We start from the raw sequence: 26630 nt of genomic DNA on the forward strand, positions 1-26630 counted from the left end.
AGTGCGGGTGAGTCAATGCCGCTGTCCGACGAGATCATCGACCAGCGGCACGACCGCGAGCACGACGAGCATTGCGGCGAGCGGAATCGTTGCAATAAAACCGACGTATTTGAAACCCATCGCGCCCACAATCCCGCCAGTAAAAAACATCGCGAGCAAGGACGCCAGAAGCCGGAGCTTCGACCGGTCCGCTTTCACGGCGCACATGCCGGGTTCGTTGCTGTAAGCATTCCAGTACACGAGCTTGCCAAGTTCGATACCCATATCGGTCACGAGTCCAGTCACGTGCGTGGTGCGAATCTCGGCCTTCGAGATCTTCGTGATCATGGCGTTCTGCAGGCCCATGACAAAGCAGAGCAACGCAACCGCAGCAGGTACGAACAGGATCCTGTCTTGTTCAAGATTCGCGCCGATCAGCCCGAAGACGAGCAGCAACGCGGCCTCCAGCAGCAAGGGCAACGCATACTCGCTTTGCGCGGCCCGCCGCCTGCCCCAGTTGATCATGATCGCGGATGTGGCCGCGCCGGACATGAACGCCACGAGTGAACTCAAGCCCGCAACAACAAGACCGCTCTCGCCGAGCGACAGGTTGTCGGCAAGTGCCGACACCACGCCCGACATGTGCGATGTGTATTGACCGACCGCGAGAAAACCGCCTGCGTTCGCAGCGCCGGCAATGAATGCGAGCCAGCGTCCGAGACGCCGGTTGCTTTCGTTGGTGCGCTCAGGCCGCGTGAAGCTGCGCAGATAATTCAATGGCATGTGTTCCGCCAGCGGCATTGAAAGCCGGAACGTGACGCGCGGCGAGTCAAACCTCGGCGAGCCGCTCGCTATCGATGATGCGAATCTGCTTACCGTTAGTGTCGACGATCCGTTCCTTTTGGAACCTGGAGAACATCCGGCTCACGGTTTCGAGCTTCAACCCGAGATAACTGCCGATCTCTTCACGCGTCATACGAAGATTGAACTCGGCCGCCGAATAGCCGCGTATCTTCATGCGCGACGACAGGTTCATCAGGAACGTCGCGACGCGTTGCTCGGCGGTCATGGTGCCAAGCATCATCATCAGGCCGGATTCCCTCACGATCTCGCCGCTCATCATCCGGTGAACGTGCTGCTGCACGGCTTTGACATCGTGGCAAAGCTCTTCGAGTAGGTCGAAGGGGATCACGCAGACCTTGCTGTCTTCGAGCGCGATTGCATCGCAGTTTTGTTCGTCGGAACAGACGCCGTCGAGTCCAAGCGGCTCGCCTGCAATGTGAAAGCCCGTGACCTGCTGCTGCCCGTCGCGATGCGTCACGACTGTCTTGAAGCAGCCGGTGCGCACGGCATAAATGCTCTTGAACGCATCTCCCGTCCTGTATAGCGTCTCGCCGCGCCGCACGAGACGTGTCGAGCAGACGATCGCATCAAGCCTGTCGAGTTCGGCGCCGGTCAGTTGGGGCGGCATGCAGATGGGGTGCAGCGAACAGGCAGAACAGCGGGTATCGGGATGCGATACGGGCAGCGAAGCCGGCCGCTGTGGCGCACGCTTGAAACCCCCCGACTTCGATACTGAAGGTGCGCAGGCGGTCGCTGACGTCATGACGTCTCCCGTGAATGATTTTGCTTGGGTGCGTTTGCGCGGTGTGCCGCGCGGATGATTCGCCGGCCATTTGATGGGGTGCTTGTCGGCTTTCGCCAATGTCCCCGGAGCAAGCCGACGCTCAGTGAGACGAGTATGGGCGACTCTGTCTCAAAATAAAATCAGCGAGCGGCGGCGCTTGATGTAGGTGTTTGGGAGTGGGTGTAGGGAAAGGACTACACGAATCTGGCAGCCAACCTGGGTGCTCAGGTTTCGTGGTCGTCTTCAAAGAGCTTCTGTCGCACGGCATAACGCACGAGCGCTGCGTCGTGGGGCATCTGCATCTTGTCGAGAATGCGGGTTTTATAGGTGCTGATGGTCTTGGCGCTGACGGAGAGCGCCTGGGCGATCTGCGTGATCGTTTCGCCGCCCGCGATCCGCCTGAATACTTCGAACTCGCGGTCCGACAGGCGCTGATGCGGCAGGTCGTCACCGCGCTCGTAGAGGCTGAGCGCAAGGCGTTCAGCCATGGCGAGGCTTACATACACGCCACCCGATGCAAGCTTGTTGACCGCCGCGACCAGTTCGGCGCTCGCGCTTTCCTTGGTCAGGTAGCCCGATGCGCCGGCCTTGAACGCGCGCACCGCATATTGCTGCTCCGCGTGCATGGTGAGGATCAGCACGCGCAGCGCCGGCTTTTCGTCCTTGATCTGCTTGAGCAGTTCGACGCCGTTGCGTCCGGGCATCGACAGGTCGAGGACGAGCACATCGGCCGGAATCTCGCGGATCATCGCAATGGTCGTGGCGCCGTCGCTTGCTTCGCCCGCCACCTCGATTCCATCGGCGCTGTCCAGGATATGGCGCAGGCCGTCGCGAACGAGCGTGTGGTCATCGGATATCAGAACCCGGGTCATTGCTGGATATGTTCCTCGCTGTGCCCCACGAAGGCTGCGGCGCGCGTCACTCAAAAAGATGCCCGCAAGATTGGCGGGCATGAAGGATGCGCAAGGACACTGAGCCATGAACGCAACGCTGAATTCGTGATGCATCAGTGCGACATTATCACGGGCGTGGTCATGCTTTCCAATATTGTTCGTGTGACGCCACCCAGAAAACGCTCGTGCAAGCGCGTATGTCCGTATGCGCCGAGCACCAGAAGGTCGGAATTCGTGTCCGTCAGAATCTCGAGTAAAGCCGCGCTTGTGCTCACGCCGGATTCAGGCGGCATCGATAAAACACTGGCCCGCACCTTGTGGTGTCCGAGATATGCCGCGAGCGCATGTCCGGTGTTTTGCCCGGTCCCGGCGTCTTCGCCGCGATGCGGTTCGACAGTCACGATCTGCACCAGACGCGCATGCCTGAGCACAGGAAGGGCGTCCGCTACCGCGCGCGCGGCGGCGCGGCTGCCATCCCACGCAATGAGCACGGTCTCGCCGAACCGATCTGTGCGACCAATGTATGGCAGCAAAATCGCTGGCCGTCCGCAACTCATCACGACATCATCGGCGAAATGCTTCGCAATGTACGCAGCCGGGTCTGCCGGATCGGCCTGTCCAAGGACGATCAGGTCTGCGTGGCGCGCGTGGAGCACAGCGACATCTACTGATGGGCCTGCCGGCGCCCGCCACTCGGCCGTGGCAGCGGACAAGCGCGTCGCTGATAAAAAGTGCTCGTGCGCCCGCTCGAGCCGGGCGCGGGCCTGCGCCTCGTGGACCGCAAGGTTCAGGCTTTCATCCGGTTTGAGGAAGGGCCGCAGCGGGTCCCGGCAAACCACGTACAAGCCGATAAGGTGCGCGTTGTGCTTGAGAGCGAGATCGACGGCGAAGTCGACTCGCGCACCGCTGCATCGGCTGTCATCGATATGAACGAGAATGGTCTTGTAGCTCATACCAGCACTCCCGGGACGTCTGGCTCCGTTTGTGGCGGCGGATGATGCGGGACGAGCAGTACTGGCCGCGTCGAGATGCGCAGGAAGTGTTCGGTGACGCTGCCAAGCAACAGCCGCCGCCAGCCGCGCCTGCCGTGCGTGCCCATCACCACAAGGTCCGCATCGAAGGCTTGCGCCGTATGCTCGATGCGTTGCGCGATGTCGTCGGCAAGCGGTTCGACTTCGACAAGGCTCGTTGTGCCCCTGACGCCGTAGCGCTTCATCTTCGCGGCTGCATCGGCCAGGACGTGTTCGCCTTCAGCGACGAAAGCGTCGCGTACTGGCGTGGGGTCGAACGCCGCGCCGGAATATGACAGCGGCGGGACATCGACCACATAGACGGGATTGAGCTCGGCGTCATGGTCGCGCGCGAGTTCGAGCGCCGCATCCAGCGCGTGTCTGGAGGTTTCGCTGCCGTCGACGGGTGCAATGATTCGCTTGTACATGGGCTGATCCTGTGATCAATGCGACATCAGAACGGGGATGGTCATCGACTGGAACATGCTGCGCGTGGCGCCGCCCATGACCAGTTCGTGCCAGCGCGAGTGGCCGTAGGCGCCCATCACGATCAGGTCCGCAGCCAACTCCGATGCTTGCGAAAGCAACAGGCTGCCCGCCGGCGTGTTCTGGATCTGCTCCAGCTGGACCACGTCCGCTTTGACGCCATGGCGCGCCAGGACAATCGCGATATCAGCGCCGGGAATACCCTCGGCGCGCACCAGATCGCGCGGTTCGTCGACCGTGACGATAGTGGTCCGCCTGGCTTGACGCAGGAGAGGCAGGGCATCGTGCACGGCGCGCACGGACTCGCGGCTGCCGTTCCACGCGACCATCACATTCTCGCCAAGCGTCGCAAAGTCGCCAGCGCAGGGATGGAAAAGCACCGGGCGGCCTGCGGACATCACGAGCGTTGCCGGAAAGTGATCGGCAATAAACGATTCGGGATCGTCCGGATCCTCCTGCCCTGCGACGACGAGATCCGCACATCGGGCGAGGCGGGTGATGTCATTGATCGGATAGTCGATGTTTTCGACCCAGCGCCCCGCGACTCCGGCGTGTTCCAGCTCCGCGTGAAATATCTGTTCGAGTGCGCTTTGCCGCTTGAGCCGCAACTTTTGATGGTCCTCGAAGTACTCGGAGTAGCCGGCCATTACGTAGAACGTGCGCGGGTCCGGCGTGAAGCTGGTCAGGGCTCCCGTGAGATGGGCGCCGGATTTGCGTGCAAGCTGCATCGCGAACTTGAGGCGCGCGGTCGAGCGTGAACTCGTGTCGAGCTGGACCAGGATGCTTGTGTAGCTCATCGCAGAAACTCCATCGGTGGGTGCTCAGGACGCCTGGCCGGACGCGCCCGGCGCTTGCAAAAAGTCTATGAGCTCAAAAATCCCACCCGTTGATGTAGATCAACGGTTTCCTTGACGCGCGATATCTACCGGCGGACTGATCGCCGCCGCGTTATTACATCAGAGGTAATTGAACATATTCCGGCGATCTCTAAGATGAGAGTCATCCACTGACGCATGAGCGTGCGGCCGGCTTGAGTAGGGTTGGGCGTATCCTGATCAGCCGATCCCCGTACCGAACGAGTATTCGATGAAGCCGTCGCCATCTTCAAAGCCCGCTACCGAACTCGGCACGCTGCTGCGCCAGTGGCGCAGTACGCGCGGCAAAAGCCAGTTCGGTCTATCACTCGATGCAGGCGTATCGCAACGTCATGTCAGCTTCATAGAAAGCGGGCGCAGCGTGCCTAGCCGCCAGACGCTTATCAGCCTTGCGCAGGCGCTCGATATTCCACTTCGCGAACGCAACACGCTCTTGCTTGCTGCGGGTTATGCGCCCATTTACTCGGAAAGCGCGTGGAACGCGGAGGAGATGCAGAGCGTGACGAGTGCGCTCGCGCGCATGTTGAAGCAACACGAGCCGTTTCCGGCGGTCGTCATGGATCGCCATTGGGATGTGCTGCTGCCGAATGAATCGGCGCCGCGTTTCTTCGATTGTTTTATCGACCTGTCCGCGCGTAAAAGCCCGCGTAACATGCTGCACTTGATGTTCGATCCCATGGGCATGCGCCCATTTATCGCGAACTGGGACGAGGTGGCGAGGAGCTTGATTCAACGTGTGCATCGGGAATCGGTAGGGAGGGTTATCGATGACAAGACCCGCGAATTGCTGGCCTCGTTATTGGCTTACCCGGATGTCAAGTCCAGTTGGACGTCCCCTGAGATGCTGAACGCGGGTGCGGCAACGCGCGCCATGCCAGTCATTCCCATCAGCTTCGTGAAAGACGGCGCGACGCTGAATTACTTCTCGATGATCACCACCGTCGGCACGCCGCAGACGGTTGCTGCGGAGGAGCTGCGGATCGAATCGATGTTTCCGGCCGACGACACAACCGAGGCGCTGCATTTGCGAATGCTGGGACATGTTCAGGCGAAATGACGCCGGAGTATTTTTACGAAACCTATACGCCGGGAACCCTTCCTTCGATACAAAAAATACCCGCGAAACTTGACAATAGCGATGGTGCTGGCTATCGAATAAATGAAGGCGGTGAGAACAATGACTGATGAGCTCGGGGCTTTGATCGATGAAATCCAGCGCTACGCATGCGCTCGCATCCACGACGTGCAGCGCGGCGCGGAAACGCCGGCGCTGGCAGCGCTGATGGTGGAGAAGTTCGGCGAGGGCCTGATGAAGGCCGGCTATTTGCTGAAGGTGGAACGTATCGATGCACTCACGCAAGAGATCGACCGCCTGGTGCGTGAGATCGATGCACGCTACCCAACGCATCTCCAATACAGGTTCGAGGCGCGGCCGGCGGGTCTCGCGATCAACGGTACGGCACTTTGAGGGCTGTTGCGTATTTGTCCTTAAGCGCCTCACCTTCATCCGTTCACAACAGCTGGCTCGGAACCATACGTCTCGCTGATGATGCTGCCGTTGTCGAGTTTCAGCACGCGATCGGCGATTGGGAAGTACCGGTCATCGTGCGTGATCACGACCACGGTCTTTCCTGCGCGACGCAACTCCGGCAATAATTGCTCGTAGAACACGGCCTTGAACGCGGGGTCCTGATCGGCGGCCCATTCATCGAAGAGATAGAAAGGCCGGTCCTCGAGATACGCGATCACCAGCGCAAGCCGCTTGCGTTGTCCAGTGGAAAGCGCGCGCGTCGAGAACGCGCCGTCCACCACTTGCACTTTGTGATCCAGCGCGAGCTTGCCGATCAGCGCATTCGCGCGAGCATCGGCCTGGGCACGTGAAGGATCGTTCGGATCGACGATGCCAAGCAGTGCATCGAACAAATGGAAGTCGTTGAAAACCGCCGTGAAGCGCTCGCGATAAGCAGGACGTTCCAGCGCGCCTACAGGCCTGCCATCGATCTCGATGACACCTCCTTCAGGCTCGTAAAGACCCGTCAGCACCTTTGCAAGCGTAGTCTTGCCGCTACCATTTCCCCCCACGATAAACACCAGCTCGCCCGGCCTGAACGTCAGGTCGACAGGCCCGATGCGGAACATGCGTTCGTCGCGCTCATGGAAATACGAGTGAGTGACACCGCGCAGATTCAACGTCTTGAAGGGCGCATGAGAAGCACCCGGTGACGGCGGCGCCTGACTGGCCGGCGTGGACAGTCCGCCAAATTCGGCCATTACCTTTTCGATCCGGTCGAGCGACACGCGCGCGGCGTTGACGGTCGGCAAGTTGTTGAGCAGGCCATCGAGCGGTACCAGCATGAAGAGGAACACGATCACATAACCGGCTGCGGCGGGGGCGTCGGCGCGTACGCCAAGCGACGGCCAGAAGGCGGCTGCGCCCAAGAACACGTAGAACACAAAGATGATCCAGCCCACGCCTACAGCGTAAGCGCTGAACGCGCGCCGCCGATGATCACGCACTTCGCCGATCGCCATTCCCAGTTGTCCATCGACGAACTGTCTTGCGCGTGCCTGATGCAGCTTCAGTTCCTTGGCGCCCGTGAATAGCGCGCCGAGATAGCTGAACAATTTGTCCTGCGACTTGCCGGCCGCTTCCAGCGATGCGATCGCACGTTTGTCGCCTGTGTAATAGCCGAACGACCCGACCACGATTGCGGTCAGCGCGAGCAAGCACACCGGCAACGACAGCCAAGCCAGATAAGCAAGACACCCACACACGATGGAACCGTGCATCACGATGTTTGGCAACGCGAAGAACAGCATGGAAACGTTGGTGGCGTCGTCGGTCAGGACCGATTGAACGGGCGCCGCGCCGATGCGTTCGACATCGCGCAACTCGGCCGTCGCAACGCGCCTCGCGACCCGTTCGCGCAGTTGCGCCATGGTGTCCTGAGAAAGCCGCGCGAATAGCACGCCCGACACGATCCGCGTGGCAAGCGCGACGATCGCGCAAAGCGCGAACCGCCATGCGAGCGAGCTGTCCGCCGATGACGGCTGCGAAAGCGCACGGTTCAGCGTTGCAACGAGCGTCACGCTGGCAACACCGTTCAACACACACGCGGCGATGGCAAGCGTGAACGCGCCGCGTGAACGCTTGAGCAGCGTGAGGATCAGGCGCGAGGCTGGCTTGGGCGGCACGGACTCGTTCGAGGAGGCGTCGGAACGCTCGGTGGCTGAGGTCATCACGTTTGGAAATTTAGAGAGGCATGGCGGCGCGGAATACGCCCCTTGCCTCATTGACGTTTGGGCGGCGCAAATCTTTAGTCGTGTGTGAAGCCGATCTCCTGGCCGCAAAAATAAAGGTAAATATTCTTGTGCGCAAATCGTCATCCCAATGAAGCCGCAATTCCTGTGGCCATTGAGCGTGCCGAAGCGGCCCGGCTCAGAGGACTTCACGCCTATGACGACGCACACGACCCGTTTTCCGACCGCGCTGCATATACGTATCAGCGCATTGGCGCGCCTGGCGCCCGATGCTCCCGCGCTAACGTCGTTCTCGCCGGTGGAGACGCGGCTTTCGCGAGGTGAGCTGGACCGCCGTGCGGAAAACCTGGCATCGCAATTACGTGCGGCGGGCGTCAAGACGGAGGTGCGGGTTGGCGTGTGCGTCGAGCGCTCGTGCGAGTTGTTCGTGGCGCTTTTGGCTGTACTGAAGGCGGGCGGCGTGTTCGTTCCGCTCGATCCTCATCATCCGGCGGCACGGCTTGACTGGATCGTGAAGGACGCAGGACTGGTGCACGGCGTCGTGGACGTTGCAGCGGATGAAACAATGCGTCAGCGGTTCTCGCAATGTTTGACGATATCGAGTGAGGATATTTCGGGCAGCGTAGGAATCGATCAGGAATCCGACGAAACGTTCGTCCATCCACATGCCGCCGCGTACATGATCTACACGTCCGGGTCCACAGGAACGCCAAAGGCTGTCGTAGTCGAACATGGGCCGCTGGCCGCGCATTGCGATGCGTTGACGGCAACGCTGCCTATCGCAGCCGATGACCGTCTTCTGCATTTTGCATCGGTCAATTTCGATGCCGCGCACGAATGCTGGCTGGCCCCGCTTGCTGTGGGTGCGAGCATCGTCATTACGGATCCGCCGCCGTTCGCGCCCGAGGCCGCGCTCGCGATGATCGATCGCGAACAGGTGAACATTGCGGCTTTTCCGCCGGCGTATTTGCGTGAGTTTGCCGCGCTTGCCGAGCGATCCGGCGTGCCTCAGTCATTGCGGGTGCTTGCGTTTGGCGGCGAGGCACTGTCGCAGCATGCCTTCTATGCAGTGCGGCGCGTGTTTCCAACGGTCCGGCTCGTGAATGGTTACGGGCCGACCGAAGCCATCATGTCGCCGATGTTATGGCCCGTTGCACCAGGTGTCACGCCCGAGCTTTCAGGCGATGACGCGTACGCGGCATTGCCCATCGGGTGTGCGATTGGGCCTCGAGTTGCGCGTATCGGCGATGCGGACGAGTTGCTGCTCGGCGGCGCGTGTCTTGCGCGTGGTTACCACGGTCGCGCGGCGCTGACGGCCGAACGTTTTCTTCCCGATGCATCCGGCGAGCCGGGTGCGCGGATTTATCGAACGGGGGATCGCGCGCGCTTACGTCAAGATGGCGCGTACGACTATCTTGGCCGTATCGATGATCAGGTGCAGGTTCGCGGCGTGCGCGTCGAGCCCGGTGAGATCGCCGCGTGTTTGCGAGCGCATCCGTTGGTGCGCGATGCAGCCGTGCTAGCCGATTTGGCCGATGGCCGTACAGTGTTGACCGCGTGCATCGTGGCGACAGATGAATTGGACGATGCAACGATCAAGGCATATGTAGAGGAACGGTTGCCGGATGCGTGGCAGCCGCATCGATACACACGTCTTGGTCACCTTTCGTACACGCTCAATGGCAAGCTCGATCGCGATGCACTGCGACGGGCGGTATTGGCGCTTGTTGCCAAACCGGATGAGAATTTCACCGCGCCGCATACCGATACCGAACGCTGGCTCGCGGCATGTTGGCAACGCATCCTGGGCGACGCTTCGCTCGTTGGCCGCGAGGATCGCTTCTTCAATCGCGGCGGCGATTCACTCGCGGCGATGCAACTGCAAGCCGCCATCCGCAGCGAACTCGGCGTCAACCTGCGGCTCGATACGCTATTCGATGATCCCCAACTCGATGCACTCGCGGCATTGATCGACGGCAGCGAACGTGAATCCGGCACGCCTCAGGTTGCGTTGACACGCATGCCTCCGATGCCCGCCGGTGCGAGGTTTATCGATCGTCCGGCATCTTTTGCACAGCAACGATTCTGGGTGATCGCGCAGACGCAAAATGCAGGCTCGGCGTATCACATCGCTGGTCACTGGACCCTTCGTGGCGCGCTCGATACGCAGGCGCTGCAACAGGCGCTCGATCATGTGATCGGGCGTCACGAAGCCTGGCGCACGACTCTCGTCGAAAACGACGATGGCGTTGTCATGCAGCGCATTCACTCGAATTTGCCGGTGCGCATCGGGCACGTGAACCTGATTCACCTGAACGATAGCGAACAACGCGCGCAATCGGATCGTCTCGCGCAAGACCACGCGGCTCAGTCGTTCGACCTTGCCGAGGGCCCTTTGCTGCGCGCGACATTAGTGACATTCTCAACCGAGTCACATCGGCTGATGCTCGCGGTACATCACGCGGTCAGTGACGGCTGGAGCTCACGCTGCGCCTTCGATGAACTCGCGTTGGCGTATACCGCGTTCACTGAAGGTCGCGATCCGCGTCTGCCGGCGCTGCCGATTCAATACGCCGACTACGCGCAATGGCAACGCGATCTGGTCGCGAGCGCGGAGGGCGCGCGTCAGATCGGGTTCTGGCGCAAGGAACTCGATGCCGCGCCCGAACCCCTTGCCCTGCCTTACGATCGTGCACGACCTGCCGAGCGTGATCATCGTGGAGGGCGTGTGGCGTTGCGGCTCGATACGGACACGACAAACGCGCTACACGCGCTTGCACACCGCGTCCACGCGTCGCCGTTTGCAGTGCTGCTTGCGGCGTTCGATGCGTGGCTTTATCGGCTGACAGGGACCACGGATCTGGTTGTTGCAGTGCCCGTGGCGCATCGTCAGCGCGCGGAAACTGCGCCTTTGATTGGACTGTTTTTGAATACGCTCGCGCTGCGTGCGAAGGTCGAGCCGCTTGCATCTTTCGAGGTGTTGATCGACTCGGTTCGCGCGGCAACTTTGAGTGCGTTCGCGCATCAGGACGTGCCCTTCGATCAGGTTCTCGACGCCATCAAACCGCCCGTGCGTCGCGGCGAAGAATGGTTGCGCGTGAAGTTCGCCCAACAGTTCGATGCCGAGATCAAAGCCGAACTAGCCGGTGTGTCCGCCGTTGCGGCGCCGGGGCCCGACCTCTCCGCGCGCTTCGACTTCGCGCTCGATTTCACGGACAATTCGAGTGGTATCGAACTCGTGGCGGCGTATGCGTTGGATTGCATCGATACCCGTACGGCAGAAGCGTGGCTCCGGAGTTTCGCCGCGCTAGTCGCACACGCCGTGCGCGATCCGCAAATTCCTGTGGCGCTGGTCGATTGCGCAAATAATCTAAACGTGCAATCGGGCCGTACGCTGGCAACGCCCGGCAGCGATGTTCTGTCGTTGATCGTGGCTCATGCGGTAACGACGCCGCAACGCGTGGCGGTCGCCGATGAACACACGCAACTGACGTGTGCCGAACTCGATCATGCATCGAACCGTGTTGCGATCGCGTTGCAACAGCGCGGCACAGGGATCGAACAGCCGGTGGTGGTGTGCATCGAGCGCTCGGTAAAGTTTGTCGTGGCGTTACTTGGCGTGCTGAAGTCGGGCGCATACGCCGTATTGCTCGATCCCGCGATGCCATCCGAACGTCTTGCGGCTGCCGCTGATTCTTGCGGAGCGCACGTGGCGCTTATTGCAACCGCAACGCGAAGCATTGGCAATGCGCAAGTACTGGATATCGATGCCATCGGACAGGACGACTCGCTGTCAAACGCGAGCGGTCGACGCGTGCCGCCATTACCGGAACAGGCTGCGTATCTGATCTTTACGTCGGGCTCGACGGGTACGCCAAAAGGCGTTGTGGTTTCGCATCGTGCGCTTGCCGATTACGTGCAAGGCATGCTCGACGAACTCGATCCCGCACCCAACCTATCTATGGCAATGGTCTCCACGGTCGCTGCCGACCTCGGGCACACGACGCTCTTCGGTGCATTGTGTTCGGGACGCACGTTGCATTTGCTGCCGGCAGCATGCGCCTTCGATCCGGACCGGTTCGCGCAGGAAATGCGTACGCGCGATGTCGGCGTGCTGAAGATCGTGCCAGGCCATCTTCATGCATTGCTCGATGCACAGCGCCCGGCTGACGTGCTTCCATCGCATGCGTTGATAACGGGTGGCGAGATCTTGCCGTGGGTTCTGGTCGATCGGATCGCGGCGCTCAAACCTGGTTGCCGCGTCATCAACCACTATGGGCCGACTGAAACCACAGTGGGGTCGCTCGTTTGCGATACCTCCGGTTTCACACAAGCGGATTTGCGTAGTCAATCGGTTCCGGTGGGCCGACCGTTGCCGAACGCTTATGCGTGCGTGTTCGATGCATTGGGATCAAGCGTACCGGTTGGCGCGATCGGCGAGCTTTATCTGGGAGGTCCGGGCGTTGCGCGCGGTTATCTCGGTCGCGCGGCGGCCACGGCGGAAAAGTTCGTTCCGCATCCCGGCGCGACGGGTGAACGTCTGTACAGAACGGGCGATCGTGTTCGCTTACGCGCCGATGGCCGCCTGGACTTCCTCGGACGTCTCGACGATCAAGTAAAGATCCGCGGTTACAGGGTTGAGCCAGGCGAAGTAAGCGCGATGCTGCGAACCATTGATGGCGTCATGCAAGCGGAAACGCTCGCGGTCGAACAGGATGGGCGCTTGCGGCTTGCATCGTTCGTGACGTTGACCGAGGGTAGCGTTCAAACGGAAGCGGCTTTGCGCGAAGCGCTCGCGCTGCGCGTGCCTGAGTACATGATTCCCTCGGTACTCGCAGTGCTGGAGGCACTTCCGGTGACGCCTAACGGCAAAGTAGATCGCGCTGCGCTGCGCGAAATCGCGGGCGCTCCCGCACCTGTCGAAAGCGACGGCGATGCACCTCGCGGACCGACGGAAGATACACTCGCTGCTGTCTGGAAAGACGTATTGAAAGTCGAACGTATTGGTCGTGGCGACAATTTCTTCGAACTCGGCGGCGACTCGATTCTCGTGCTTCAAGTGATCGCGCGATCGAGAAAACGTGGTGTGCGTTTTACGCCGAAGCAACTCTTCGATGGCCCGACTATCGCGCGACTGGCAACGGTCGCAACCTCGACGGATGCAGCGGTTATTCCGAAGCCAAGCACGCCGCCTCGTGCTTCAAATGCAGTGCTTACGCCTGCGCAACTCCGGTTTTTCGCACTGGACATGCCGCAACGCGGACACTGGAACCAGTCGGTTCAGTTCGATACACAAACGCCATTCGACCTCGACGCTTTCGCGCGTGCCTTCAACGCGCTGCTTACGCATCACGAGATTTTCAGCCAGCGTTTCGTACAGCGTTCTGGCGGGAATACTTGGTCGATAGTTCAAGCGGCGAAGCCTTTCGATACCTTACCGCTTGCCGCCACCACCGCAACCGATCGAGCCGATGCGCTCGCACAATTCGACGCATTGCAATGCACACTCGATATCACGAACGGCCCGCTTGTCTGCGCGCTCGCGGCGACGCTTCCTGACGGAAGCGCGCAACTCTATCTGGCGATTCATCACCTGATCGTCGATGGCGTTTCGTGGCGCATCTTGCTTGAGGATCTTGACACGACCTACCGGGCCGCGATCGAGCGGCGCGCGGTACGTTTGCCGCCCACGGGTTCACGGGCACAGGATTGGGCTGCGCGTCTTGCACGCGCCGCGCGTGATCCGAGTTCCCAGTTCGCACAGGAAACATCGTACTGGTCCGCGCTTTCAGGTGATTACGATGACTTGCCGATCGACCATCCTGAAGCATCAGCGACAAATGCTGACGCCGTGGTTTTTGAACAGACACTCGATGCCGATCTGACGCGCGCCGCGCTGAGCGAAGCAAACGCAGCGTACCGGACGCAAACGGTCGAGATACTTGTTGCCGCGCTGGCTCATGCGTTTCAGGAGAAAACGGGACAGACGTCGTGCCGTATCGAACTCGAAGGCCACGGCCGTGAAGCGTTGTTCGATGACATCGATGCAAGCCGAACGCTCGGCTGGCTGACGAGTCATTACCCGGTTGCGCTGGACCTTGGCGAAACGCCTCTGGGCACGCTCACCCAGGTGAAAGACACGTTGCGCGCAGTGCCCAACAAGGGCCTTGGCTTTGGCGTACTGCGTCACTACGGCGACGATGCCACCCGAAAAGTGCTCGAAGCCATACCGCGTCCGCGCGTTACGTTCAACTATCTTGGTCAGTTCGAAGTTCCCCGCGACGCCTTGCTCAACCCGCGCTTTGGCGGCGCAGGTCGTGAACGGGACCTGGCCGGACCGCTAGGCAATACGCTTGCGATCCACGCATATATCGATACGATCGGTTCACGGTCGCTAAGGTTGCACTGGGTCTACGCTGGCACCCAATTCCATCGCGCGACGATTGAAGCATTGGCGCAGCTTTTCGAAACCGCGCTCGCAAGCATCGTGGCGGCATGCGCGACTCGTCTCGAAGTTCATGGCGGCGGCGCGACCCCGGGTGACTATCCATTGGCGCGCGCAGCAGGTTTGAATCAGGCTGCGCTCAACCGCTTGCCGCATGATCTGCGCTCCATCGACGACATCTATCCGCTTTCGCCGATGCAGCAGGGCATTCTGTTCCATTCGTTGCTCGCACCGGAGCAGGCGACCTACATCAATCAACTCGTTGCAACGCTGCACGCGCCGGACGTACAACGTCTGCGCACCGCATTCGATAGTGCGGTTCCCCGTCACGACATCTTGCGCACAAGCTTCACGCCCGGCGAAGCCACACCGATGCAGATCGTGCATCGCCAGGCGCGCTTGCCCGTAGAAATGCTCGACTGGCGTGGGCAGGGTGAGCTTGCGCTCGAGTCATGGCTTGCAGCCGATCGGGCCCGCGGTTTTGATCTGAGCAAACCGCCGCTGATGCGCGTGACGCTCATCCAGATCGCGGACGACGAATGGAAACTTGTCTGGACCCGACATCATCTTCTGCTCGACGGCTGGAGCACCGCGCGTCTTTTCGCCGATATCCTGCGCGACTGCATGGAGCCAGCACGCCCGCAGTTCGCGGTGCCCGCAAAGGCACGCTATCGCGATTTCATCGCGTGGCTGGCGCAGAAGGATACAAACGCGGAAAAAGCATTCTGGCTTGAATGTCTTGCACTTCTCGATGAACCCGTGCTCGTTGCGAAACGCGAACCGGATATGCAGACTGGCAATCGTACGTGGCGCGCGGCATTCGACGCGAGGACCATGTCCCGCATCACGGATACCGCGCGCCGGCTTCACATCACGCTCAACACACTTGTGCAAGGAGCGTGGGCGCTGGCGTTGCAACGTGTGACGCATCAATCGACGGTCGCGTTTGGCGCAACGGTGGCGGGGCGTCCTGATGCGCTGCCCGACGTCGATACCGTGCTTGGACTCTTCATCAATACGTTGCCCGTCATCACGGAACCTTCGCCGCAGCGTGAAGCCGCAACATGGTTACGGGCGCTGCAAGCCGATAACGCGGCTGCCGCAGAACACGCTCACACACCGCTTGCCGATATCCAGCAGTGGGCAGGTCGGGGAGGCGGTGCGCTCTTCGACACGCTGCTTGTATTCGAAAACTATCCCGTAGATGAAGCATGGGCCGGCCGGGATGAGCGCTCGCTCAAGATGCGCGATTTGCGCAATATCGAATCGACTGATTTCGCGGTTACGCTCGTGGTTGAAGCGGGTGAATCGATGACCATCGACTACGGTTATGACGCCGCGCGTATCGACGAAAAACGCGTCGCGATGTTGCATCGCGCATTTGCGGCATGTCTCGGAGCGCTTGTCGAAAGCCCGCATGCATTGCTTGGCACTATCTCGATAGCAAGTCCGGATGATATCGCCGCGATCGCGCAATGCAACGCGACCACCTACATTTCACCGGAGCAACAGCAGTTGCCGCTGCATCGCCAATTCGAACTCGCTGCCAAGGTCTCACCGCATGCGATCGCGCTCGAATTCGTTGATGCGAGCGGCGAGCTGCGCCAGATGTGCTACAGCGAACTCGACGCCCTGGCGAATCGTGTTGCGGCCGCGCTCGTAGCAAGAAGCGTCGTGCCGGATATGGTGGTGGCGTTGTGCGTGGAGCGTTCGTTTGACATGGTCATAGCGCTCATGGGCGTGCTGAAGGCGGGCGCCGCGTATTTGCCCATTGACCCTGATTATCCCGCTGAGCGCATCGCGTATTTGCTCAAGGATGCGCAGCCTGCCGTCGTGTTGACGCAAGCGCATCTGCGCGAGCGCGTTGAAGCGAATGCCGCGAACGTTGCCACCGTCGCCGAGTTGATGCAAGACAACACGACGTTCGCCGCGCGCGCTGACGTTCACGCAAAACAGCTTGCATACCTGATCTATACGTCGGGATCGACGGGCAAGCCCAAGGGCGCGGGCAACACGCACGGCGCGTTGTCGAACCGCATTGCATGGATGCAACGCGCTTACACACTGACCGGTGGTGATGTCGTGCTGCATAAGACCCCGTTCGGTTTCGATGTCTCCGTGTGGGAGTTCGTCTGGCCGTTGTCGGTGGGAGCGAAGCTCGCGATTGCCGCGCCGGGCGATCATCGCGATCCGGCGCGACTTGTTGCTGCCATCGAAGCACGCGGCGTGACGATGTTGCACTTCGTTCCTTCGATGCTCGCGGCGTTTGTCGCGTACCTCGAAGACTTCAACGCTGCTGCACGTTGCACGACCCTACAGCGGATCATTGCGAGCGGCGAGGCGCTTGCGCCGGAACTCGTTGCACGTGTCGCGCAGTTGCTGCCGAACGCGCGCTTGTACAACCTGTACGGTCCGACCGAAGCTGCCATAGATGTCTCGCATTGGACCTGCAGTGCAAACGATGGAAACGCGGTGTCGGTGCCTATCGGCCACGCAATCGACAACCTGCAACTGCACGTTCTCGATGCCGCGATGCATCCGCTGCCTGAAGGCGCGGTCGGCGAGTTGTATTTGGGCGGAGCCGGGCTTGCACGCGGGTATCTCGGGCGGCCGGCGCTTACCGCCGAGCGTTTCGTGCCCGATCCCTTCGTAGTGGGCGCACGTTTGTATCGAACGGGTGATCTTGCGTGCCGCCGCAGTGATGGCGCGCTCGACTATCTCGGCCGTATCGATACACAGGTGAAACTGCGCGGCCAACGCATCGAACCCGGCGAAATTGAAGGATTGCTGCGCGCGTATCCAGGCGTCAATGACGCCGTGGTCATCGTGCGCGACGAGCAACTGGTCGCGTATGTGGCGCGTGGCGGCGAAGGCTCGCTGGATCAGTCCGCGCTTCTGAATGCATTGCGAGCACAACTGCCACCCTACATGGTGCCCGCGCGCGTGATCGAGCTCGCAGCGCTACCAGTCACGCCGAACGGTAAATGTGATCGCAATGCGCTACCGGCTCCGGCGCGCGAAGGCCGTCCGATCGAATTGCCGAAAACGACCACAGAGCAACAACTGGCCGCGATCTGGCAACGCGTGTTGCGCGTGGAATCGATAGGACGCGACGACGATTTCTTCGTCCTCGGCGGCCATTCTCTTCTTGCCACACAGGCCAATGCACAAGCCAATCTTCATTGGTCATTGATGCTCCCGCTACGCATGCTTTTCGATCAACGCACGCTCGCGCGCTGCGCTGCAGAGATCGATCTGGCACTGGCCGAACGCGGCAACACAAATGAAAAAGACGCGTTAAGCGCCATCGATGCACTGCTCGGCGAACTCGAAGCGCAATGAAGACCGGGAACCAAGGATCAACGATGACGGCACGACCGGATTTGCTTTCTCTCGCAGCACGCTTCGCGCAATTACCTGACGCACAACGCAAAGTGTTCCTGCAAAAACTCCCGGCGACGGGAATCGACTTTCGAATGCTGCCGATACCGCCGCGCGCCGAGCGCTCCGCAAGCGTTCCGGCTTCGTTCGCACAGACCCGTCTCTGGCTGCATGCGCGGATGATCGACGAGCCCGCCGCATATCACATCACCGAGCGTCTGCGTCTTGACGGGACACTCGACGAACATGCGCTGCGGCGTTCGTGCGACGCATTGATTGCGCGTCACGAGGCGTTGCGCACGACGTTTTCGGAAGGTGCGAATGGTGTCATGCAGACCGTGCGTGCGCCGGAGCCATGCCGCTGGCAGACATTCGACGTGAGCGGTATTGCGCTTGCGCAGCGCGAGGCCCGGGCAGAGGAACTGGCGCTCGCCGATGAAACCAAACCCTTCGATCTGGCCCACGGCCCGCTGATGCGCGCATGCCTGATTCGCCTCGATGCGCGGACACATTGGCTTGCGTTGACCACCCATCACATTGTGTCGGACGGCTGGTCGGGCGATGTTGCGCTCGCGGAGCTGGCGTCGTTCTACCGGTCGTATGCAACGGGCGATGCGGTCACACTCGAGTCACTGCCGGTGCAGTACGCCGATTACGCGCTATGGCAACGACGTTGGCTCGACGCTGGCGAGCGTGATCGTCAACTTGAATTCTGGCGTGTACAAATCGACCCGGAGCGTGACGTGCTGATGCTCCCAGGGGCGGCGCCACGTCCGGCGCAACGTAGCGCGCGCGCCGCGCGTCACGTGATCAAGCTCGACACCCAGATCGTGCAGCGCATCACCAATCTTGCCCACTCACACCGCACAACGCCATTCGCCGTTTTGCTTGCAACGCTCAACGCATTGCTCGCGCGTGCGTCAGGGGAGCAACATATCCAGATCGGCGTGCCGGCCGCAAATCGCGAACGTGCCGAAACCGCGGGATTGATCGGCTTCTTCGTGAACACGTTGACGCTCGCAATGCGCATCGATACAACGAAAAGTTTTTCTGCGCTTATCGATGCAACGGCGCAAGGTCTTATTGATGCCCAGGCGCATCAGGACGTGCCCTTCGAGCAAGTGGTCGAGGCCACGGGCGTCGCGCGTAGCGCAAGCCATCATCCGCTGTTCCAGGTCATAGCCGCGTATGGCGCACGCCGTCCGTTGCCGTCTTTCGCCGATGTCCGCGTGACCGAGTTGCCCTCGGGCACGCCATTCGCAAAGTTCGACCTGACGCTCAATTTCGAGGTCCGCGACGATGGCTTCATCGACGCCGCTTTTCTTTACGCGCTCGATCTGTTCGAAGCCGATGCCATCGATCGCCTGGCGCAGCGGTTTATCGAATTGCTGTTGAACGCACTTGATACACCAGATATTGCAGTCGGCGACCTGCAATGGTTGCCGCTCGCCGAACGCATTCAGCTCGATGCATGGAACCATAATCCGCCCGACGACGATGGCCCGTTCAGGCCCGTCCACGAACGCATAGCCGATCATGCGCGTGCGCGTCCCAATGCTCGCGGCGTGGCGGACGTGGATCGCTCGCTCACGCGTCACGAAGTGAATACACGCGCAACACAGCTCGCACAGCGTCTGGTTGCTGCAGGCGTCAGCGCCGAAATGCGCGTAGGAGTCGCTCTGAGCCGCTCCGTTGACCTGCCAGTCGGTTTGATCGCAGCACTGAAATCCGGCGGTGCGTTCGTCCCGCTCGACCCAAGCCATCCGCGCGAACGCCTCGCGCAAATCATCGACGATGCGCAGATTCTCCACATCATCACCGAGCGCGCAAGCCTGTCCGCGCTACCAGTCTCGGATCACGTGCGTATCTGGCTGGTCGATGACGAAAGTCTCTTCCACGACGACAGCACCGCGTTGCCCTCGGTTTCGCGAACGCAAGCAGCCTATGTGATCTATACATCGGGATCGACGGGAAAGCCGAAAGGCGTGATCGTCGATCATGGATCGTTCGCGCTGCATTGCGCGGCGATCGCGAGGCGCTACGGGGTAAGCGAGAAGGATGTGTTCCTGCTGTTCCAGTCCGTGAACTTCGATGGTTCGCACGAAGGCTGGTTCTCGCAGTACATGTCCGGCGCGGCCGTTGCTGTGACGGCGGATACGCTATGGCCGCCTGCGCTGACTTGCAAGATGATGGTGCGCGAAGGCGTGACCATGACCTACGTGCCGCCCGGCTGCGCGACGCAACTTGCAGAGTGGGCGCTCGCACACGGCGCGCCGCCTACGTTGCGCTCGCTGACAGTGGGCGGCGAGGCCACGTCGCGCGAAGCCTTTGCGCTGATGCGCCGCGCGTTCCCGCATGCCCGCATCGTCAATGGCTATGGCCCGACGGAAACGGTCATCACGCCAATGCTGTGGATGTTCAACCCCGGCGACGATCCCGCGAAGCTTGCCGACAGCGCGTATCTGCCGATCGGCACGCTCGTCGGGGCGCGTACCGCGCATGTCCTCGACGCACGCCTGAACACGCTGCCTGTCGGTGTGATCGGCGAGTTGTATCTGGGTGGGGATGGCATTGGCGTCGCGCGCGGTTATCTCGATCGATCCGCAATGACGGCTGAGCGTTTCGTGCCCGATCCGTTCGGCGTTCCGGGCGCGCGGCTGTATCGAACGGGGGATCTTGTGAAGCGCCGCGCCGATGGCGTGTTTGATTTCATCGGCCGCGTGGATCATCAGGTCAAGCTGCGCGGCTTGCGTATCGAGCTCGGAGAGATCGAAGCGCAACTCGCGGCGCATGACGATGTGCGCGAGGCCGTTGCGGTGGTGAACGGCAAGGGCGCGCAAGCGGCGCTCGTGGCCTACGTCGAACTGACCGATGAAGCACGCAAGCGCTCCGTTCGTGCCGATGCCGCCGAGCTGGACGCACACCTGCGCCACACGCTGCCGGACTACATGGTGCCGGCGTTCATAGTCGTGCTCGACGCCTTGCCGCGCAATACGAATAGCAAGGTCGATCGCGCTGCATTGCCTGAACCGCAGCGCGTGCAGCGCGCTTATGAAGTGCCCTTGGACGCAACGGAGATCGCCATAGCGCGGATCTGGCGCGAAGTGCTGGGCGCGGAAGCGGTCGAACGCGTCGGCCGTGCGGACCATTTCTTCGAACTCGGTGGTCACTCGCTCGCGGCGGTGCGGGTGGCAACGCGCGTTGCCGAGCAGCTTGGACGGGACGTGCCGGTTCGCACGCTTTTCGAGGCGCCGGTTTTATCGCAGTACGCCCAGCGCGTGGCGCTTGCCAGACATTCGGACGCGTTGCTGGATGCGTCAGTCGAAAAACAACTGGAAGCGGATGGCGATGGCATCTTGCCGTTGTCACCCGCGCAACTCGGCTTATGGTTTTTGTGGCGCACGCAACCCGATAGTGCCGCTTACAACATACCGGTCGCGTTGCGACTGCGTGGCGAGCTTTCCGTCGAGGCGTTGCGTGGAGCGTTCACGCAGGCCGCTGCCCGTCATCCTGCGTTGCGCACGCGTTTTGTTGAAAGAGGGACAAGCCTCCCGGGTCAGCGTATTGAAGACCCGCGACCGATAGAACTTCACGTGATCGACCTCTCGAACAATCCAGCGCCCGTCGCGCGCGCGAATCGGCTTACGGACGAAGACGCGCTGGCTCCCTTCGACCTGCTTGAAGCAGCGCCGCTCTGGCGCGTGCGGCTTCTTAGACTTGCCGACGACGATCACGTGCTTTCGCTCGTGATTCATCACATTGTCTCGGACGGTCATTCGATCGATCTCTGGCTCGATGAAATCCGTTCGACGTACGTTGCGCTACGGTCCGGTGCACCGGTCGCACATTCAGCTCCGTTATCGCCGGTTCTTCCAATGGCCGCGCCGCAATCTCGCGTTGCATTTTGGCGCGACGCGCTGGAAACGCTGGACACTGCTGCGTCGAACATCCTGCCGGCGCCGCCATCCGGTCGTGCAATGCAACCGCGCTGGACGGCGAGCCGCATCGCGTTCGAGTTCGACGAAGCGCTCATACGCCGTGCGCGCGCAATGTCGGTCGAAGCGCACGCAACGTTGCCCATGCTGTTACACGCCGCGCTCAACGTGGTGTTGTATCGGATGACTGGCGCGATCGACCAACCCGTCGGCGTGCTCGCTTCAACCCGCGAGCATTCGGGCGATGCCGCGCGCTACGCGCTCGGTCTCTTCATCAATGCGGTGGTCGTCCGCACGCAACTGACTGAATGTGACACGCCAGCGACCATCCTCGATGCGGTACGGGACGCGGCGCTCGCGGCGTACGCACATGCAGATACGCCTTTCGCCGATGTCGTCGCGGCATTGCGCGCTCCACGCGAAGGCATGACGAATCCATTGTTCCAGGTGATGTTCAACTATTTGCGTCCGGCGGCGAACGCCGGGCACGACTGGGCGGGCCTCTCGCTTGAAGCGTTCAACGATGTCCGGCATCGCGTGGTCTTCGAGCTCGAGCTGGATATTGTCGAACATCGCGATGGACGCGTGACCGGTGCATTTTCTTACGCGAACGAACTGGTCAATGCAACGTTCGCCGATGCGCTCGCGCGCGAGTATCTGGACGTGGTGATGCAATTCGTAGACGCTCCGAACGCCACCTTGGGATTCGTGCAGCCGCTTCACCAAGGTACACCGGGCGCACTGACGCCTTTCACGCTCGACGCCGAGGCCGCTTCAACAGCGCTCACGCTCGAACATCTCTGGCGTGATCTCTTCAATGGCCAGCCGCTTTCCCACGACGACAACCTCTTCGATGCCGGCGCAACCTCGTTCGACGTCGTCCGGTTTATCGATGCAACCCGCGCTGCCGGTTTCGCATTGACCATCCGCGACGTCTTCGAAACGCCGAGCATCGCGGGCCTGGCCTCGAGGATCGCGTCGAACGTGGAGCTGCGCGAACCGTGACCGATCAACTCAACCGCCGCGCGCCATTTCAACGCGTCGGCGCAAACCGATAAAGGACCTGAGACATGCAGAGAGACACCGTATTCGATCTGATCGGCGTCGGCTTCGGACCGTCGAATCTTTCACTGGCCGTGCGTCTCGCAGAAGAGGCCGGCACGTCGCGCCTCGCGCATTGCTTCATCGAACGGCAGCCCGAATTCGGCTGGCATCGCGGCATGCTGCTCGACGACTGCCGCATGCAGATCTCCTTCCTGAAAGACCTCGTCACGCAGCGCGATCCGAAGAGCCGCTTCACGTTCATCAACTACCTGTTCGAACGCGGCCGCCTAAACGACTTCGTCAACCTGAAGAGTTTCTACCCGACCCGCGTCGAGTTTCACGACTATCTTCGCTGGGTGGCCGATGCCTTCGAAGAGCGGCTGCATTACGGCGAAACCGTCACATCGATAGAACCCGTTCACACGCCGGGCAGCAGCAAGGAAGTCGGTGCGTTACGCGTCTCTTCCCGCGATCAGGATGGCCGTGAATGGCAACGCGTCACGCGCGCGTTGTCGGTGGGCATAGGCGGGGCGGCGCAGGTTCCCGAAGCGTTTGCGGCGCTCGGCAGCCACAACGTGATCCACTCATCGACGTATCTGACATCGATCGATCGCGTGGTGGGGAAGGCGAACGATGCATCCCGCCGCAAACGCGTTGCAGTGATCGGCGGCGGGCAGAGCGCGGCGGAGGTCTTCGTGGATTTGTCGCGGCGCTTTCTGCATGTCGATGCAAGCCTCGTGATTCGTTCGGGCGCGCTCAAGCCCGCGGACGACACGCCCTTCGTCAACGAAATCTTTAGCCCCGCCTACACGGATGTGGTCTACGGTCAGTCGAAAGACGGCCGGCGTTCGCTGATCGAGCGTTTCCGCGATACCAATTACGCGGTCGTTGACCGGCCTTTGATCGAACAGATCTACGAGATGCTTTATCTGCAAAACGTCTCCGACGATGTTCGTCACCGCCTGCTTGCAAACACTGGAATTGAAGCGGCGGTACGCACGGCGGATGGGCAGATCGAGCTTACCTTGCGCGACAACCTGACGGGACTCGGGCGTGCCGAACGCTTCGACGCGCTCGTGCTGGCGACAGGTTACAGACGCGATACGCATATTGCCCTGCTCGACGGACTGGCGCCGCATCTCGGCGATGCACTTGCCCAGGGCGACGTCGAACGCGATTACCGGCTCGCGACGCCGGAGCATTTCAAACCTCGAATTTATTTGCAAGGCTGCTGTGAAGACAGCCACGGATTGTCCGACACGCTGTTGTCTGTCCTGGCGCTGCGTTCGGATGAGATTGTCGCGTCGCTCGCCGAGCACGCGGCACGGGACCGGCCGGCCAGCCGGATTACACCACAACAAAAAAACGGGATGAGCGACGGCCGCATGGCTATCGCTCTTTGATTAAACCGCGGCCATATAAAAGGCCGCATTGTGATTTGGAGCGACGGAAAATGGAGTGGGCAACAGGGACGCGTCGGAATGCGATTGCGGCGGCGGTGGGCATTGCATTCTACGCAGCGGCGGCAGCACAAGCGCACGCTCAGGCCGCGGCTCAGGGAACAGAAACCCAGGGCGCGCAGCCGGACAGCAAGACACAACAAGGCGCGACGCCGGGCGACACGTTGCCTGCGATAACGGTCAAAGGGGCGTCCGAAGCAAACGGCACTGTGGGCCTCGTGGCGAAACGCAGCGCGACAGGCACGAAGACCGATACGCCGATCGACGAAATCCCGCAAACCATCAACGTGATCACGGCGGCGCAGATCGAGCAGACCGGCGCGACCAGTATCAATGAAGCGTTGCGATATACGCCTGGTTTTTCATCGTACGGTGCGGACGTCCGTTCCGACTGGTATTCGGCGTTGCGCGGCTTTACGCCAAGCGTATTCCAAGACGGGCTGCAGGTCCCCAACACCCTCAATCTGGCGAGCTGGCGTGTTGATCCATACATGATCGACAGCATCACGATCCTGCGCGGCCCGACGTCGGTGCTCTACGGACAAGGCGATCCGGGCGCGATCGTGGACATTCAGAGCAAGCTCGCGAACGGCGAACGCGTACGTCAGATCGAGATGCAACTCGGCGACTATGCACGCAAGCAGATCGCCTTCGACATTGGCGACAAGATCGACAAGGACGGAACATTGTCGTATCGGTTCGTTGGCGTGGGACGTGACGGCAATTCGCTGACGGGTCCGCATGCGGAGCAGCGCGTTGCGTTCGCGCCATCTGTCAGATGGCAGCCAAGCGCGAGCACATCGCTAACGATCGCTGCGAGTTACTTGCAGGACTGGGGCGATGCGTCGAACAACTTCCTGCCCGCCGAGGGCACAGTCCTGCCTAACCCCAACGGCAAGATTTCGCCGGACCTGTACACGGGAGACCCGACATATTCGTATTACCGGAAGAAGGAATGGTCGGTGGGCTATCAGTTCGAGCACAAGTTCGATCCGATCTGGACCTTCCGCCAGAACGTGCGCTGGATGCATCTGTCGTTGGATCAAGGCGCGGTCTGGGGCGCAGGTCTCGATGCCAGCGATCCGACCCAGCAGACCATGTCACGTTACGCGGGTTTGTTCCAGCCGAACTACAGCCGCTTCGATATCGACAACCAGGCGCAGGCGCGTTTTGGCACGGGTCCCGTCGAGCATACGGTGCTGCTCGGTATCGAATACAACCGTCAGAACACGACCGACAGCGAATGGCTTGCACAGGGGCCGAGTCTGAACATGTACAACCCGGTTTATACGCCGGTATCGAATGCAATTTTCAGCGGCCCCGATTCTTACGGACAAACCGATACGCGGGCATCGCTGGACAGCTTCGGCGTCTATGCACAGGACCAGATCAAGTGGCAGCGCTGGGTGCTGACGCTTGGCGGCAGGCAGGACTGGAGCAATACGAAGCAGGACGATCTGGTTGCAGGCACGCAGTTCAAACAAAACGATCACGCGTTCTCAGGGCGCGCGGGGCTGGTGTTCCTGGGCGACTACGGATTGTCGCCGTACGTCAACTACGCGACATCGTTTAATCCAACCGTTGGCGTGAAGTTGTCCGGCGGCGGCCTCGCGGAACCCACGAAGGGACGTCAGATCGAGGCGGGTCTGCGCTGGCAACCGCCGAGCAAAAACCTGATGTTGAACGCAGCGGTCTATCAGATCAACCAGACCAACGTCCTCACACCTGATCCGACCGATCCGACCAACACGTTTTCCATACAAACGGGTGAGGTGCGCTCGCGCGGTATCGAATTGAGCGCGGTCGGCAAGGTGACGCGCAATGTCTCGGTGATTGCGGCGTACGTGTATCAGGACGTGAAGAACATCAAGGCCAACGACGACTCGCTCAACAAGTGGCCAGTGTCGATTCCTTTGCCGCGTCAGATGGCATCGCTCTGGGGTGACTGGACATGGCACACGGGTCCGCTCGCGGGTCTGGGTCTGGGAGCCGGTATCCGGTATCAAAGTGGACTGGCAGGCGCCTACGACAATTCGCTGTACGTGCCGAGCTACACCGTGTACGACGCCGCGATCCATTACGACACGCGTAACTGGCGCTTTGCGGTCAATGCGCAGAACATCTTCAACCGCACGTTCGTCAGCGGCTGCCAGTCGACCTCGACATGCTTCTACGGCAACCCGCGCACCGTGGTGGCGACCGCGAGGTACGACTGGTAAGCAAGGCCCGAAGTC

The 26630-nt window shown here is 61.1% G+C and carries 13 protein-coding genes; 6 read left to right on the top strand and 7 right to left on the bottom strand.

Annotation, left to right across the window (positions count from 1 at the left end; translation table 11 throughout):
- Positions 1–12: 12 nt before the first annotated feature.
- The 6 genes from HB633_RS11145 to HB633_RS11170 all read right to left on the bottom strand — a co-directional run bounded on the left by HB633_RS11145 (position 13) and on the right by HB633_RS11170 (position 4792).
- The gene (locus tag HB633_RS11145; protein WP_213778145.1) at positions 13–762 is read right to left on the bottom strand and encodes a YoaK family protein; all 750 of its coding nucleotides are present in this window, start codon (positions 760–762) and stop codon (positions 13–15) included.
- Positions 763–808: 46 nt separating this feature from the next.
- Positions 809–1585: a fumarate/nitrate reduction transcriptional regulator Fnr gene (gene fnr, locus HB633_RS11150; protein WP_213778146.1), complete on the bottom strand. Its 777-nt coding sequence runs from the start codon at positions 1583–1585 to the stop codon at positions 809–811.
- A 245-nt stretch (positions 1586–1830) separates the two neighbouring features.
- Positions 1831–2478 carry a response regulator transcription factor gene (locus HB633_RS11155; protein WP_213778147.1) on the bottom strand — a complete coding sequence of 216 codons (648 nt, stop codon included), beginning with the start codon at positions 2476–2478 and terminating at the stop codon, positions 1831–1833.
- Positions 2479–2612: 134 nt separating this feature from the next.
- Complete coding sequence (locus HB633_RS11160; RefSeq protein ID WP_213778148.1) at positions 2613–3452, bottom strand: universal stress protein; 840 nt, start codon at positions 3450–3452, stop codon at positions 2613–2615.
- Entirely contained in the window at positions 3449–3937 is a 489-nt protein-coding gene (locus tag HB633_RS11165) for a universal stress protein (RefSeq protein WP_213778149.1), read from the bottom strand. The genes HB633_RS11160 and HB633_RS11165 overlap by 4 nt, the downstream gene beginning before the upstream one ends.
- A gap of 15 nt (positions 3938–3952) precedes the next feature.
- Complete coding sequence (locus tag HB633_RS11170) at positions 3953–4792, bottom strand: universal stress protein (protein ID WP_213778150.1); 840 nt, start codon at positions 4790–4792, stop codon at positions 3953–3955.
- Positions 4793–5081: 289 nt separating this feature from the next.
- Here HB633_RS11170 and HB633_RS11175 point away from each other — a divergent pair, with 289 nt between their 5' ends.
- A complete protein-coding gene (locus HB633_RS11175) occupies positions 5082–5927 on the top strand; it encodes a helix-turn-helix transcriptional regulator (protein ID WP_213778151.1) in 846 nt (281 codons plus the stop codon).
- A gap of 120 nt (positions 5928–6047) precedes the next feature.
- Positions 6048–6338, top strand: a complete 291-nt coding sequence (locus HB633_RS11180; protein ID WP_213778152.1) for a hypothetical protein — start codon at positions 6048–6050, stop codon at positions 6336–6338.
- A 35-nt stretch (positions 6339–6373) separates the two neighbouring features.
- Here HB633_RS11180 and HB633_RS11185 read toward each other — a convergent pair whose 3' ends face one another.
- Positions 6374–8110 carry a cyclic peptide export ABC transporter gene (locus HB633_RS11185; protein ID WP_213778153.1) on the bottom strand — a complete coding sequence of 579 codons (1737 nt, stop codon included), beginning with the start codon at positions 8108–8110 and terminating at the stop codon, positions 6374–6376.
- A gap of 217 nt (positions 8111–8327) precedes the next feature.
- Between HB633_RS11185 and HB633_RS11190 the strand changes: the two genes are divergently transcribed.
- The 4 genes from HB633_RS11190 to HB633_RS11205 all read left to right on the top strand — a co-directional run bounded on the left by HB633_RS11190 (position 8328) and on the right by HB633_RS11205 (position 26615).
- On the top strand, positions 8328–17918 hold the full coding sequence (locus tag HB633_RS11190) for a non-ribosomal peptide synthetase (protein WP_213778154.1): 9591 nt from the start codon (positions 8328–8330) through the stop codon (positions 17916–17918).
- Between the two features lie 23 nt (positions 17919–17941).
- Entirely contained in the window at positions 17942–22897 is a 4956-nt protein-coding gene (locus HB633_RS11195; protein ID WP_213778155.1) for a non-ribosomal peptide synthetase, read from the top strand.
- A gap of 65 nt (positions 22898–22962) precedes the next feature.
- Complete coding sequence (locus tag HB633_RS11200; protein ID WP_213778156.1) at positions 22963–24339, top strand: lysine N(6)-hydroxylase/L-ornithine N(5)-oxygenase family protein; 1377 nt, start codon at positions 22963–22965, stop codon at positions 24337–24339.
- A gap of 50 nt (positions 24340–24389) precedes the next feature.
- Positions 24390–26615, top strand: coding sequence for a TonB-dependent siderophore receptor (locus HB633_RS11205; RefSeq protein WP_213778157.1), 2226 nt, complete (start codon positions 24390–24392; stop codon positions 26613–26615).
- Positions 26616–26630: the final 15 nt, after the last annotated feature.

It is taken from the genome of Caballeronia sp. dw_276 (assembly GCF_018449635.1).
In the GTDB taxonomy this organism is placed as follows: domain Bacteria; phylum Pseudomonadota; class Gammaproteobacteria; order Burkholderiales; family Burkholderiaceae; genus Caballeronia.

Excerpts from the sequence above, each read along its gene's own strand:
- HB633_RS11185 (WP_213778153.1), bottom strand. The coding sequence starts at position 8,110 with ATGACCTCAGCCACCGAGCGTTCCGACGCCTCCTCGAACGAGTCCGTG.
- HB633_RS11160 (WP_213778148.1), bottom strand. The coding sequence starts at position 3,452 with ATGAGCTACAAGACCATTCTCGTTCATATCGATGACAGCCGATGCAGC.
- HB633_RS11145 (WP_213778145.1), bottom strand. The coding sequence starts at position 762 with ATGCCATTGAATTATCTGCGCAGCTTCACGCGGCCTGAGCGCACCAAC.
- HB633_RS11195 (WP_213778155.1), top strand. The coding sequence starts at position 17,942 with ATGACGGCACGACCGGATTTGCTTTCTCTCGCAGCACGCTTCGCGCAA.
- HB633_RS11165 (WP_213778149.1), bottom strand. The coding sequence starts at position 3,937 with ATGTACAAGCGAATCATTGCACCCGTCGACGGCAGCGAAACCTCCAGA.
- fnr (WP_213778146.1), bottom strand. The coding sequence starts at position 1,585 with ATGACGTCAGCGACCGCCTGCGCACCTTCAGTATCGAAGTCGGGGGGT.
- HB633_RS11155 (WP_213778147.1), bottom strand. The coding sequence starts at position 2,478 with ATGACCCGGGTTCTGATATCCGATGACCACACGCTCGTTCGCGACGGC.
- HB633_RS11190 (WP_213778154.1), top strand. The coding sequence starts at position 8,328 with ATGACGACGCACACGACCCGTTTTCCGACCGCGCTGCATATACGTATC.
- HB633_RS11180 (WP_213778152.1), top strand. The coding sequence starts at position 6,048 with ATGACTGATGAGCTCGGGGCTTTGATCGATGAAATCCAGCGCTACGCA.
- HB633_RS11170 (WP_213778150.1), bottom strand. The coding sequence starts at position 4,792 with ATGAGCTACACAAGCATCCTGGTCCAGCTCGACACGAGTTCACGCTCG.
- HB633_RS11205 (WP_213778157.1), top strand. The coding sequence starts at position 24,390 with ATGGAGTGGGCAACAGGGACGCGTCGGAATGCGATTGCGGCGGCGGTG.
- HB633_RS11200 (WP_213778156.1), top strand. The coding sequence starts at position 22,963 with ATGCAGAGAGACACCGTATTCGATCTGATCGGCGTCGGCTTCGGACCG.
- HB633_RS11175 (WP_213778151.1), top strand. The coding sequence starts at position 5,082 with ATGAAGCCGTCGCCATCTTCAAAGCCCGCTACCGAACTCGGCACGCTG.